The 14273-nt window shown below is 39.6% G+C and carries 10 protein-coding genes and 1 pseudogene; 1 reads left to right on the top strand and 10 read right to left on the bottom strand.

Annotated elements, in window-relative coordinates:
* The 4 genes from msrB to mecA all read right to left on the bottom strand — a co-directional run.
* Nucleotides 1-905: peptide-methionine (R)-S-oxide reductase MsrB (gene msrB / locus SORDD15_RS01585; RefSeq protein WP_231097606.1), on the bottom strand; the 905-nt coding region annotated here is incomplete at its 3' end.
* A gap of 258 nt (nucleotides 906-1163) precedes the next feature.
* Nucleotides 1164-2033, bottom strand: coding sequence for a homoserine kinase (gene thrB, locus SORDD15_RS01575; protein ID WP_061413766.1), 870 nt, complete (start codon nucleotides 2031-2033; stop codon nucleotides 1164-1166).
* A gap of 1 nt (nucleotide 2034) precedes the next feature.
* Nucleotides 2035-3321, bottom strand: a complete 1287-nt coding sequence (locus SORDD15_RS01570) for a homoserine dehydrogenase (RefSeq protein WP_061413763.1) — start codon at nucleotides 3319-3321, stop codon at nucleotides 2035-2037.
* Between the two features lie 147 nt (nucleotides 3322-3468).
* Nucleotides 3469-4209, bottom strand: coding sequence for an adaptor protein MecA (mecA, locus tag SORDD15_RS01565; protein ID WP_061413761.1), 741 nt, complete (start codon nucleotides 4207-4209; stop codon nucleotides 3469-3471).
* Between the two features lie 122 nt (nucleotides 4210-4331).
* Between mecA and SORDD15_RS01560 the strand changes: the two genes are divergently transcribed.
* Nucleotides 4332-5810 carry an oligosaccharide flippase family protein gene (locus SORDD15_RS01560; protein ID WP_061413759.1) on the top strand — a complete coding sequence of 493 codons (1479 nt, stop codon included), beginning with the start codon at nucleotides 4332-4334 and terminating at the stop codon, nucleotides 5808-5810.
* 45 nt (nucleotides 5811-5855) lie between these two features.
* Here the strand turns inward: SORDD15_RS01560 and SORDD15_RS01555 are convergent.
* The 6 genes and pseudogenes from SORDD15_RS01555 to SORDD15_RS01530 form a co-directional block, all read right to left on the bottom strand.
* Nucleotides 5856-8545: pseudogene (locus SORDD15_RS01555) on the bottom strand (MBL fold metallo-hydrolase).
* Between the two features lie 180 nt (nucleotides 8546-8725).
* Nucleotides 8726-9442 carry a LicD family protein gene (locus SORDD15_RS01550; RefSeq protein ID WP_061413757.1) on the bottom strand — a complete coding sequence of 239 codons (717 nt, stop codon included), beginning with the start codon at nucleotides 9440-9442 and terminating at the stop codon, nucleotides 8726-8728.
* A 3-nt stretch (nucleotides 9443-9445) separates the two neighbouring features.
* Nucleotides 9446-11599, bottom strand: a complete 2154-nt coding sequence (locus SORDD15_RS01545) for a LicD family protein (RefSeq protein WP_061413755.1) — start codon at nucleotides 11597-11599, stop codon at nucleotides 9446-9448.
* Between the two features lie 8 nt (nucleotides 11600-11607).
* Entirely contained in the window at nucleotides 11608-12576 is a 969-nt protein-coding gene (locus SORDD15_RS01540; protein ID WP_196756202.1) for a glycosyltransferase family 2 protein, read from the bottom strand.
* Entirely contained in the window at nucleotides 12573-13409 is an 837-nt protein-coding gene (locus SORDD15_RS01535) for a LicD family protein (protein ID WP_061413751.1), read from the bottom strand. The genes SORDD15_RS01540 and SORDD15_RS01535 overlap by 4 nt, the downstream gene beginning before the upstream one ends.
* Before the next feature lie 143 nt (nucleotides 13410-13552).
* On the bottom strand, nucleotides 13553-14273 hold a 721-nt coding region (locus SORDD15_RS01530; RefSeq protein WP_196756201.1), incomplete at its 5' end, for an LCP family protein.

The following is a 14273-nucleotide window of genomic DNA, read 5'->3' as shown; positions in this document are numbered from 1 at the left end:
CCTGTTTTTTCCATCTCATCCTTGGCCACAAAGCGCAAGGATGCAGAATTAATACAGTAACGCAGGCCACCTAATTCCTGAGGTCCATCTGTGAAAACATGACCCAAGTGAGCATTTCCTGACCGAGAACGAACTTCGATTCGCTCCATTCCATGGCTCAAATCCTTGTAGTAGTGAATCAATTCCTTAGAAATCGGACGGCTAAAACTTGGCCAACCACAACCTGAAGCAAACTTATCCTTAGCAAAAAATAGTGGCTCACCCGTCGTGATGTCTACATAAATCCCCTCTTCAAAGATCTGGTCATAGACATTGCTAAATGGCGCCTCTGTAACAGCTTCTTGTGTAACACGGTAAGACTCTGCTGACAAACTTTCCCTTAACACCTCTTGACTAGGTTTTTCATAGTTAGAAGCATCAATCAATGGCTTCTCAGCATCGGTCACATCGATATGACAGTAACCTGAAGGATTTTTCTTGAGATAGCCTTGATGGTAGTCTTCTGCTAAAATGTAGTGGCGAAGTTTCTCCACCTCTACTGCAATCTTTCGACCCAGCATACGCTCCTGTTCCTGCACCACTGTGTAGATAACTGGCAAGTCTGCTTCATCCTGATAATAGATCCCCGTTCGATATTGGCGGCCACGGTCATTCCCCTGCTGGTTAATAGACAAGGGATCAATGACACGGAAATAATAGAGCAAAATCTCTCGAAGTGACACTACTTTCTCATCATAAACCACTTGAACAGTCTCTGCATGGTCTGTTTCCTTGAGCAGCTGGTAATTAGTCGTTTCGACTTGGCCATTAGCGTAGCCGACACTGGTTGCTAGCACTCCAGAAATTCGTGAAAAATACTCCTCTAGGCCCCAAAAACAACCACCTGCTAGATAAATTTCTGACATCTTCGTTTCTCCTCTATCAAGTTTTTAACTAATACTCTTCGAAAATCTCTTCAAACCACGTCAGCTTACATCTGCAACCTCAAAACAGTATTTTGAGCTAACTTCGTCAGTTTCATCTACAACCTCAAAACCATGTTTTGAGCAACCTGCGGCTAGCTTCCTAATTTGCTCTTTGATTTTCATTGGGTATAGACTTCTTTTCAAAAAAAGGATAGGAAGCCCTCTGGTCGAGAGTTTCCCCATCCTATCTTCTATTCTTTATTTTGATTCGACACGGACACCTTGGGTATCAACTTTCAAATCATGCAGTTTGCCTTTGAAAGATTGCTTTTGCAATTCTGCCTTAATCTTCGGCATCTTGTCGTGAGAAGCCAAGACCATAACTGTCGGTCCGGCACCAGAGAGATAGGTTGCATAGGCACCATTCTCTTTAGCTACTTGCTTAATCATCGCAAATTCACGGACCAGACTTTGACGATAACGCTCGTGGAAGAGGTCCCCCTCAATCGCTTGTCCAGCTGTCACCATATCTCCTGCCAACAAGGCTGCAACCACCACATTGGCGATAGAACTAGCCGCAACAGCTTCCTTGTAAGACAATTTTTTAGGTAAGACACCTCGACTGTCTCGAGTACGTAATTCATAGTTAGGAATATAAGCTAGAAAATCACATTCTGGGAAGTCAGCCACGATTGCTGAAACGTGACCTTCAACGGAACTCGCAACAACAAGATTTCCATAGATAGCTGGTGCCACATTGTCAGGATGCCCTTCAATCTTGGTCGCCAGCTGCAATTTGTCGTGGTTAGATAAGTTGAGTTTGCCCAGCTGGTTAGCTAGTTCAATCCCAGCAACGATAACCGAGCTAGAAGAACCCAAACCACGCGCCAGGGGAACATCACTGGTCATTTTCAAGCGTCTCGGTTGCAAGTCAGGCGCAATTTGCAAGGCAATCTTGAGCAAGAGATTACGCTCGTCATGGGGAATCCATTTGCCAATCTGGTGTTCAATCAACCACTCATCCCGTTCTTCACAGACCTCAATTTGAAGATACTTGGTTACAGCTACACCGACCGAATCAAAACCTGGCCCAATATTGGCACTGGTTGCAGGTACAATAATCTTCATCCTATTCTCCTAACACCTTGAAGGTATTCAAGAGGTCAAATTCTGAAGCTTTGGCCAACTCAGCTGAAACATTCTCAAGTTGTGCTTTATTAATCTTATGAGTGATAATCACTACACGCGCCTTGTCACCCTCTTTGCCATCTTGTAGGATTTGCTTGAAGGAAATATCTTGAGCGTTGAAAATCTCAGCCAATTTCAAGACCTGACCTTTTGAGTCTGGTGCCAAGATTGAGAAGTAGTAATTAGCTTTGACATCTTCTGGATTTGCCAAGACTAGGTCACGGCTATATTCATTGAAGTCTTTACCAATGGTACCATCATTCAAGCGACGAACGATACGGACAATATCTGCTACGACACTTGTTGCAGTTGGTTTTTGACCCGCACCTGGTCCGTAGTACATAGACTCACCGATGCCGATAGATTCTACAAAGACAGCATTCATCACGCCATTCACACTAGCAAGTGGGTGCGCTTTAGGTAGGAAGGTTGGAGTTACTTCTGCAGCAATTCCTGAAGGAGTTTCCTCGATAGAACCAACCAATTTCACTACATAACCAAGATTTTGAGCTACAGCTACGTCTTCTGGTGTGATGTTACGGATTCCCTTGTGGGCTACATCGTCAAAGGCAACCTTCATACCAAAAGCAAATTGGCTCAAAATCACCATCTTGTAGGCTGCGTCAATCCCATCCACATCATTTGTAGGGTCGCTTTCTGCGAATCCTAGTCTTTGAGCTTCAGCTAGAGCATCATCGTAAGACCAGCCTTCTTCCACCATCTTAGTCATCATGAAGTTGGAAGTTCCGTTAACGACACCAAGAATGCGCGTGATTTTATCAGAAGCCAATGAATTTGCCAAAGTACGAAGAATTGGAATACCACCAGCAACTGCCGCTTCGTAGTAAAGTGCTACATTATGCTCTTTAGCAATTTCTAACAATTCTGCACCATGGACAGCCAAAAGGTCCTTGTTGGCAGTAACAACGTGTTTCCCAGCTTCTAAGGCACGAGTGATAAAGGTCTTAGCAGGTTCGATACGCCCCATCAATTCCACTACAATGGTAACATCTTTATCTGACAAAATATCATCTACATTGGTCACAAAGTTAAAGTCATTCCCTGCTGCAAGCAAGCGGTTCTTTTCATCTTCATCCTTGACCAATACCTTGGCCACTTCAATCTCAGAATGAGCTGATTGAACGATTTTTTCTCCATTTTCCTTTAGGAGGAATGGTACACCACTTGCAACGGTACCAAATCCAAGTAAAGCAATTTTAACTGTCATGTTTGTCTCCTAGAAATTTTCTGATATAGCCATTATAACAGAATTTTGTGAAAATTCCTATTATAGTAAATCACTATTTCAGTCTGGTAAAGAAAAAACGAATCCCATGATTCGTCTTTCTTGATAAATGAAAATTAATTTTAAAAATTATGAATGAATCTTTTGCAGACCGAGAACTGCATCGTGATTGATCAAGATTTGCCCATACTCTTGCAAGACTGAACGACTGATGTCACTGTCGTCTGCAAATTCACGCATACGAGCCAAGAGCCAAGCCGGATATGGACTTGGATGATTTTCTACATCGACTAAGATTGTTAAATAATAGTGTCCATTCATCTTATAGAGTTCAGATGTTTCCATCTGGTAGTTAACCGTCTTTGCAAAAGCAACTAAGTCAGCAAGACTTGTAAAACGCAAGATATAGTAGATATAAGGTTCTTTCTTGCTCTCAGTCTCCTTTTCAGTTTGCTCTTGCTCTTCTTCCTTTGCTTCAACCTGCTCTAGAGATTGGATAGCTTCAATATCGTCCTTGGTCTTATCTGCAATGCTCTTTTCCAAGGTTTTGAGAAATTCATCTGGCGACATTTGAGCTAATTCTTCCATGTCTGGTAGATCCGCCAAATCTTCAAAATCCAGATTTTGGTCAATCTTGGATTTGGTCACAAAGACGTCCACCTTATCAGGTTTTGGCGTCACGCGGAAACTCAGCATACCACTATCCAAGAAATTGTCTGGCATCTCTAACTCATCTAAAATAGCATAGAAAAACTCTTCGGTTTTTTCCTGAGGAACGAGAAAGTCTGCAATCTCCATTCCTCGGTCCATCAAATCATCTAAAGTCATTGTGATTTTCAGTGTTGTATCACTAATTTGTTTCATCTTCATATCTAGTAACCTCATACTTTCAGTCTATCTATTATACTAGATTTTTACGATTTTATCAAAAGAATGAAGCGAGAATGTGATATAATACTAGATATGATTTTAGATTTAAGAAAGAAAGTTCAATGAAAAATATAAAAGTAAATGCCTTGGCCAGCTTGCTGGTCAATATTCTCAATATCGTTTTTCCACTGATAACCAATCCTTATCTGACGCGGATTCTCAGCAAATCCAATTACGGTTATTTCAATACAGCCAATACCTGGGCAAGTTTCGTTATTCCACTAGCTGCCTTTGGAATATACAACTACGGGATTCGAGCTATTAGTAAGGTCAAGGATGACAAGAATAAAATCAACTACGTCTTTTCTAAGTTGTTTTATATCTCGGTTTTCACCTCTCTCCTGACGACAGGTATCTACTTCCTCATTATCTTCTTTGACACCAGCATTGAGAATCTGAAAGTCCTGTACTACATCCTAGGGGCCCAAGCACTCTTCCAATTTCTCAATATCGAATGGATGAACGAGGCTTATGAAAATTATGCCTTCATCCTCTATAAGACATTGATCATCCGGATTGCTATGCTGGTCGCTATCTTCACCTTTGTTAAAACGGCAGATGATATCGTTCCTTATGCTATCGTTATGACAGCAACCACTATCTTCAACTACCTACTCAGTTTTCTTTGGATCAAGAGGGAAGTTTCATTTGTCAAAATTGGACTTGTTGAATTAATCAAAGCATCTAAACCTCTCTTGACTATGCTTCTCTTAGCGAACGCTAACATGCTCTATACCTTGCTTGATAGAATGTTTATCACCAAGGGACCAGATGAAAACTACATTTCTTATTACACTATTGCTTCTAGCATCGTTATGTTGATTGCCAGTGTCTTAAGTGGAGCTATCAACGTCAGCATTCCACGACTCGGCTACTATCTCGGTAAGAAAGACTACGATTCTTATAAAAATCTTCTGAATCAAGGAGCTGCTCTCTTTTACTTCCTCATCATTCCAACTAGTATTGGGATTATAGTATTAGGAAACTACGCAGCAGTTATCTACTCTTCTGAAAAATACCTCGAAGCTGGTATTGTGACTAGTGTCTTCGCCTTCCGTACCATCATCTGGGCCATTGAGTTGATCCTTGGTAAACAAATTATCTTTATCAATGACCACGAAAATCGTTTGACTGCCTTTTACTTCCTTGGTGGTGGCGCCAATATACTATTAAATAGCATCTTGTATTTCAATAATATTTTTGCACCTGAGTACTATATCGCTACAACTATTCTTGCAGAGACTATCGTCGTTCTCCTGGAAATACGCTTTATCCAGAAACACCAACTGATTGATTTGAAAGAAATCTTTGCTACTCTGACACGCTACACTATTGTATCCCTTGGATTCATCCCTATCTATTTTGCGTTTAAATTTCTTTTCCAAATCAACTCTTATACGGTCAACTTCAATATGATTCTCATGGTTCTGTCTACCGTAGCAACTTGTGGTATCTATTACCTCTTGACCCTCTTTATCACCAAAGACAAAACACTCCACTATGCACTGAACCTTGTACTTGCTAAATTAAAACGAAATTAAAAAATCCCCTACTGATAAATTAGTTGCCAGTAGGGGATTTCTTCTTTATTCTTTTTCTTTCTTTTCAGAAGCGCTGGCTTCTAAATTTGAATCTTGTTTAGGTTGTTCAACAATAGAGGAATTAGCTTCTGGTTTCTGTTCTGGCTTGACTGCATCGCTATTTACAGCAGCAACAGCCTGTTTCCAGATTCCTTCTTCGTTAACTTTGTAACCATCAGGTGTTGTTGCGTTCTTCAACAATGAACCATCAGCTTGGAAATAGTACCAATTACCATCAAGCTGTTTCCAACCTGTCTGCATAGCTCCTGATTCATCAAAGTAATAATGATCACCATTTACTTTATGAAGGCCAACCAACATGATACCATCTTCAGGATTTAGATAATACCAGACACCTTTATCTTTTATCCAACCAGTTTTCATAGCTCCATTTGATTCAAAGTAACGGTAATGATTATCAAACCATTTCCAGCCAGTTTGCATGGTACCAGATCCGCTAAAGTAATATTGCTTACCATCTACTTGATGAAGGCCGACTAACATAACGCCTTCCTTACCTTCAAGATAATACCAGGCATCACCATCTTTCAACCAACCAGTTTTCATAGTACCTGAGTTCGTATAGAAGTACCAGCTATTGTCTTGCCACTTCCAGCCCGTCTGCATGGCACCACTGGCATTCAAATAGTAACGGACACCATTGATATCTTGGCTTCCAGTTAACATGATGCCATCTTTATCCAGATAATACCATGTTTCCTGATCCTTGACCCAACCAGTTTTCATAGCTCCAGAACTTGCAAAATAGTTCCAGTGACCATCAACAAAGACCCAGCCAGTTTGCATGGCACCACTGGCATTCAAATAGTAACGGACACCATTGATATCTTGGCTTCCAGTTAACATGATGCCATCTTTATCCAGATAATACCATGTTTCCCGATCCTTAACCCAGCCGGTTTTCATAGCTCCAGAACTTGCAAAATAGTTCCAGTGACCATCAACAAAGGCCCAGCCTGTTTGCATGGCACCACTGGCATTCAAATAGTAACGGACACCATTGATATCTTGGCTTCCAGTTAACATGATGCCATCTTTATCCAGATAATACCATGTTTCCCGATCCTTAACCCAGCCGATTTTCATAGCTCCAGAACTTGCAAAATAGTTCCAGTGACCATCAACAAAGGCCCAGCCTGTTTGCATGACACCTTCTTTGTCAAAGTAATAAGTTGTACCCTCGATGTCTTTTTTACCAACAGTTAGAATACCATCCTCATCATAATAGTACCAATTTGAAGCAATTTTTTGCCAAGACGATGCTTTTCCTTCCGACTGCAGGGCACCACTACTAGCAAAGACCATCTTCTTACCATTATAAACCTGAAGACCTGTCAGCATCTTACCTTCTTTGTCAAATAGATATTTCTGACCATCAATTTCAACTAACTGACTGTAACTTCTTGCTCCACTTGATGTGATATAATACCAACTACCATCTTGCTTAAACCATCCAGTATCTTGCATTTGTCCATTGTTGTTCAAATAATACCAGTTACCATCTGTTTTTCTCGAGAATCATTTAAATGAAGCCATCTACCTGCCTGCATTTGTCCTTGACCATTAAAGAAATAGTAAATACCATTTATTTTGCGCCAACCGATTGCCATCTGATCATCAGACAAGCGATACTTCCAGTAACCATCTTCTTTATACCATGTTTCACTAACAGTGGGGATATTAGGTAGAGAATCGAACACGTTTGTAAAACCATTTTTACTAATTGTAAAGACTGTTGCATCCTTGGTCTGGCTAGAAGCATGAACTACTTCAATACCATGCTTCTTAAGATATTCTCTTGTTGTGGCAAGATTGGCTTCTGCTGCGGATGTATGAACCACCATACTAGGGGATAGGGAATCTAAGAAAGGAATCGTGTTTGAAATTTGGGCATCATAATGATGGTTCCATTTCATCATATCGACTTTTCCAATCTCAGGACCTAATTTATCCTCTGCCCCCTCAGCATTATCCAAGTCACCACCCAGATAAATCTTTTTCCCCGCCACAGTTACTACCGCCACAAGGGAATTGGAATTATCATCATAGACTCTCTTGAGTTTACCGTCACTGTCATATTCGTTTTTATAGTTATAAAGCTGAATATCCATATCACCTAGAGTGAAGTGACTTTCCTTCTCTGTAATGTCTTGAACAAGAGTTACACCGCGCTCTAGAGCCGTCTTGACAGCATTGTCATAATTAAAAAGATTGTCCCACAATCGCCATTTTGATGTGATGCGCTCATCTGAGTATCTCTTCAGATAAAATCTGTCTACAGGATAACGTTTAAGAACTTCATCCGCAGATCCAATATGGTCACTATGGACATGGGTTCCAAGAATAAAATCTAACTTTTGTATCCCAAGGTGTTTCATGTGACGGAAGAGACGATCTTCTAATACATAATCATTCTGTCTGCTAATTCCTACACGACTTGGATATTGCGGATTACTGCCATCTGGAAAATCATAGTCTTCGCCCATGTCAATCAAGGCATAATGACCGTTACTCTCAAGAATGATGGCATCACTTCCTGATACTCCTTTGGTATTGATAAAATGGATTCGGTTGCTTGAAGCATCTGCCTGAACTGCTGGTGTAAATAGTCCAAAGACAAGCAACAAGACTAGGGAAGTAAATACAAGGGTTTCTTTTATCTGTTTCTTTTTCATATAAACCACTTCTTTCTTTGATAGCGGAAGCTAGGATGAGAATTCATCCTGGTAGTAACTTTTCTAGCTCCTTTCCGTCAATATAAGACAAAAAGAGGGAAAGAGAAGCCTGATTGTCACACTAGAGTAGGGACTAGAGTTAACAAGGAAGAACTTCAACATCCCCTCTTTTCTATATTACTAAAGAGATTTCCCTAAAAGGACCTTAGCCAAGTTAGCATCTCTTTGTTTGTAAATTGGATTTTCTTTCCAGTTGTAATGAGTATTAGGGATTTCAAAATCCTCCCCATACAAGTGACTGATGTATTCTCTTGTATTTTCTGGAACTTTTACTAGAATCTCTTTAAAACTGCATTCACTTAATGCTGTAAACGGCAATTCATAGTGGTAAACTTCATATCTTGTAGGATTTCCCAAGGGGTTTGTCATGTAGAAAATAGTGTCTGAGGAAATGCTCCCCTCTTTTTTATCATAGACAATAAAATCAACATTGAGGCCCTTGTAACTATAGGATAATTCTACAAGTTTATCATTGTAATAGAACTCTTTTGTTCTGACAAAGCCTTTCTCAAAAAGAACTTTCTCATCTTTTAAAAAGGCTTCGTAGTCTGGGATAATAATCCCAAAGTCCATATCTAAATCATGCGGAATCAGATCATTTTCTCTGTAGAAACCAAGTAAAGTTCCAAAATCTAACCAGATATCATAGGATTTCAGATTAGATTGGTAGATGGCCTTTAGAATATCTTCAAAGTTTTCTTTGAGCAAATTGCTTCTCTTTGAATCTAAGTCGATATTGGCTTTTTGATTTAAATTTTTGATAATTGGTAGGTTTTTAACCAGGTCTTTCTTATCTCCTAAGAGACTGGCTAAACTTCTTTTTAACCATTGTAACACGTTCTATCCCTCCTTTATGTATGCAAGGAAGTCATCGTGCTTCACTCGTTTTTCTAGAGGAGGAATTTCCATAAAGTCATCTCCGTAGATGGCAGAAAGGATTTGCTGATAGGCCTCAGGAATTTTGTAAACTCTATCTTCAAATGGACTATCAATCGTCGTATCCAAGAAGGACTTGTCAAATTTCGTAGAAACTCTTTTGTTCTCCATGAGGTAATCAATGAAGTCTCCAACTTTTTCTCGCATAGATAGGATGTTCATCTTACGGTTCCAAGTTTTGACGCGAGTCAAACGGAATACAAGTACAAGTAGATATCTGATGATATTCTTGAGTTTCGCATTCTTATTATGGATGCCATAAAGGGTATAGACTGATAAACGACGGTAAGTATCCAGTTTTACCATGTCCTTGTTAACATCAGCATAATAGTCAAATGGGAAAACATCCACACAAATTCCTAAATCAATATCATTGTCGATATAGTTGTTATCATAGACAGTTCGCGCATCATAGACTCGGTAAAATGGGTAAGGGTAACGACTGTCATTTTCCCAAGAAACCACTTTGTAGACAGGATCATTATCTTGCAAAATAGCTTGATACAATTTGTCGTATTCATCGCGTTTCAAAGAGATATCAATATCGTCATCCCAAGGAATGTAACCCTTGTGTCTCACTGCTCCCAGCAAGGTTCCATAAGCTAGTGAATAGTTGATATTCTCTTTTTGACAGAGATTGTGGATATAATCCATGACACCTAGTTCAACTTCTTTAATCTCCGCTTCATCTAGTTTTCTATAACCGTCTCTTTTTTTATAGAGAACAGAGAAATAGTAACCTGAAATCACAAACAAGATACAACCCTGTAGAGAAATTCCATAGAAGGTTGAACTCAAGAACAAATTAGAGATGAGAATAACTACAGTCATCAAGAGAATGGTAATCAATTCATGATTGTGGCGACCTTCTTGAAGGTCTTTTTTATATTTCTTGAGACTTGAAACAATGAAGGAAAGCATAAAGATGGCCATAGGGATAAAACCTGTGATACCATCATAGAATAACAACTCAAGGTAGCCGTTGTGAGTAAGGTAATGTTGTTTGATGATGTAGGCTGAAGCATCATATTCTTTACCTAACTCATACCAGTTTCCTCCTGAATATCCAAACAGAGGACGTCTAGGGATAAAGGAAGCTGTTGACTGCCAAATGGCAAAACGGTTATTGGAGATATTCTCTTCACTTGTGTCAGTTCTCTCAAGAGAAAGATTGTTGTCTCCATTTTGTCCATTTTCTTGGTTCTTTTGGATTTGAGCTGAGTGAGCTTTCAAATATATATCGCTACTATATTTGATACCATTATAACAGACAAATACCAAACCTACAGTTACTAGAACAGTAAGAAGTGACTTGATTTTTTTAGTCCAGTTAGCCGTCATCAAAGCGTATAAAAGGGCAACGGCAACCAAACAGATATAGGTTGTTCTGGAACCAGACAGTACAATATAAGCAAAGTTAAGTAGAATTGATGTGATAGCCAGAGTTTTAAGAACTGGTTTGTAGATTGACAAGCGCATCCACAAGTAAATAACCACCATCAGAGAAATAATAGAGAGATAGTTGGGACTGGCTAGAATCCCAAATAGACGAGACTCTACAAATCCTTGTCGGATTAATAACCCCTTGTAATCAAATACGCGGTAACCCTGTAGCATGAAGAATTGCCAAATTGATACAAGCACACCTATAGTATTTGCAACAGTGATAACAGAGAAGAAGGCGTCAAAGAGGGCACGTGCTTTTTTTACAGTAAAAGATTGAAAGACTGGATAGATTGCAAAGAAATAGATGAAAAAGACAACTAAATTCTTTATGTTAGTTGAAAATCCATACTTGACAACTAAGGCAGCTGTCAGGATATTCATTAGAAAAAAGAGAATCAAATACTCAATTTTTCGGACATTCAGATAGACTTTTTTGATAAAGAAATTATAAAGTCCCAACAAAACACCCATGAGGGTCATTCCAAGAGTGACAAATTTATTGGCCGAGATTGGTTGAAGTGGGACAATCAAGCCTGCCATACAGTAAAAAGATATAACTGATAAAAATAGCAAATTGATTTTAAAATAGTTTTTTTCAATAAATGAAATCATTTTTTCTCCTAACGCTTAGTTTGTGTAAGCAAGATTTTCGTATACAATTTTCGACTCAAGCACAAAGCTAAGAAACTCACTTTTCTTGCTCTTGTAAAACGACTATCCGAAAGAATATTCTTTGTATTTTTCTTGAGATAGGCAATCAAACGGTCTTCTAAAACCTTATCCTTGAAATCTGCATCAACCAAGAGCCTATCCAATACATAGAAGTAAGCCCAATTTAAACGCATGGTTGCAACATCTGTTAGATTTGGATAATTCTCTCTGATAATATTTGCGTTTTGCTCATAAGCCTCAATAACGTTCAAGAATTTCAAGGAGAATTTTTGAGTCGTTATACTATTTTCCCGATGAACATAGTAGTACTTCTTCTCATTTGTTGCGACAACCTTGCGACATTGATGAATCAAGGCAATCATGATGAAGGCATCCTCTGCTATTTTTCCAATTTCAAATCGTAGCTGTTCAAAGAGTTCTTTTTTGTACAGTTTATTAACAGCTGTGACCGAGAGAATTTTAGCTTCCATGACCATCTTAATGGCTTCTTGGGGAGTTAATTCCCAAGTCTGAATCGTTGCAACTTGCTTTTCCGGAATTTGGTCATAGACATCATAATGTCCACACATAGAAAGATCAGCATTGGATTCTAGCATTTGGCGGTAAAGAGTCTCATACATATCTTCGTCAATGTAGTCATCACTATCGATAAAACCGATCAAACCAGAACTTGCCTCTTCAACCCCTCTATTTCGAGCATCAGACAAGCCACCGTTTTCCTTGTGAATGACACGAATCCGTTGATCTCTTTGAGCTAATTGATCACACAGTTCTCCACTATTATCCGTCGAACCATCATTGACAAGAAGAATTTCCAAGTTGGTATAGGTTTGTTTTAAAATGGATTCTACACACTTTTCCAGATAGGCCTCTACATTGTAGACTGGAACGATAACGCTTATTTTTTCTCCCATCATGCTCCATATTCTCCCTTGTACTCTGTGTAGCTCTTGTCCATGTCTGCTATAATAGCATCATGATGCGGTACTTGTTTGTCCGTGGGTGGCGGTGTCATATAGTCCCCAAAAGCAGTGCTGAGATAGGCATCATAGCCGACTGGGATGGGCATCTCAGTTCCTTCAAATGGCAAGAAAAGATTGTCTTCAAAAGATGCGATTGGGTATTTGTTTCGCATGTAGCCGGGACCTGAGCATAATTCCGTAATTCCATCGCTCTCAGCCAGACTATACTTGGTCATTTCTTTTTCAGCTTTTTTCCAAATATGATAACGGAGAGCTTTTGGAGTCACACCCAGTAAAATACGACTTCCCCATTTCATGACTGCACCATGCTTTTCTGGGATAGTTTGCGCACAAAAGAGTGAATAAATCAGGGCCCAACGAACCTGTTTCTTACGCTCAGCTGGATTTTTAGGATAATAATCCAATGGTAAAACATCCAAGGCCAAACCGTGTGGCAAATCCAAATCCTTCTGATAAGGCTTGATACAAGTGGTTTCCTTGTCACGAATGGTAATAAAAAGGTTACGGTCTACAAAATCTTTGTTACTCTTTGACAAGAAATAACGCTCATCTGCATAACGTGGCCACAGTTCTGCTAATTTTTCATAGTCCTTACGTGGCATGAAAAAGTCCAAATCATCATCCCAAGGAATGAAACCCTTATTACGTAGGGCACCAATGGCTCCTCCACCACAGAGATAGCACAACAAATCATGTTCTTTACAAAATGCGACGAAATATTCAGCCATTTCCAGACTACGAGCCTGAATCGCTTTCAAATCACTCATGTCTCTCCTCTTCTGTCCAATAACGAGTTATATCGTTTTATTATACCATAAAAACGCCCTAAAAATCCATCAGATACTAAGAAAAATCAAAGCCTAAACCACTTTTTCACTAGTGATTCAAACTTTGATTTTTTTATAGTATTCTATCTCATTCCCATTTGGGCGAGTTTGGTCTGGTATTTATTTTGATCGACCAGAAGACCTTGTCCGCCGTAGATATCATAAGCATCTACCCAGTCACCAAGTTCTGGGACGGTGAGTCTTTCAATGCCATTTTGAGCACCTTCTAGGACAGATAAGCCATTGGTCAACAAGAAGCTATATGGTAGATTTGTTGATGTCATGCCAAAGACTTTTCCAAGTGCCTCTGATCCCGTAAAGAGCTTGGTTGGATCTTTGATTTGCTCAAGAACGGCTGACATGACTTGTTGTTGTCTCTTGGTACGGCCATAGTCTCCCTCATCATCATCACGGAAGCGAGCGTAGTTCAGCAAGGTGGATCCATTCATCTGCTGTTTTCCAACTTTGATAGTTTGAGTTGGGGACTCTGTCTCTGTTGCATGAAGGTCATCTCCAACTGTTGCTTCTGTTAGAGGTTGACCATTCAATGTTGAGAATTGAGCATCAATCGTTACTCCGTCAGGGAAGAGGGTATCAATAGCTGTTGCAAAAGCCTGGAAGTCAACTAGGGCATAGTACTTAATATCCAAGTCAAAGTTGTCTTTTAGAACCTTGCGGACCATTTCAGCACCTTTTTGCCCTTCTTGTTCCCCAAGTTCATAGGCAACATTTAGTTTGTTATCCGTTTGTTTCTGGCCATTTACAATCTTACTGTACCCGTCGATATAAACTAAGTTGTCACGC

The organism is Streptococcus oralis (assembly GCF_001578935.1).
In the GTDB taxonomy this organism is placed as follows: domain Bacteria; phylum Bacillota; class Bacilli; order Lactobacillales; family Streptococcaceae; genus Streptococcus; species Streptococcus oralis_R.
The sequence above is the reverse complement of the archived record's forward strand: the minus strand, read 5'-3'. Positions and strand labels throughout refer to the sequence as shown.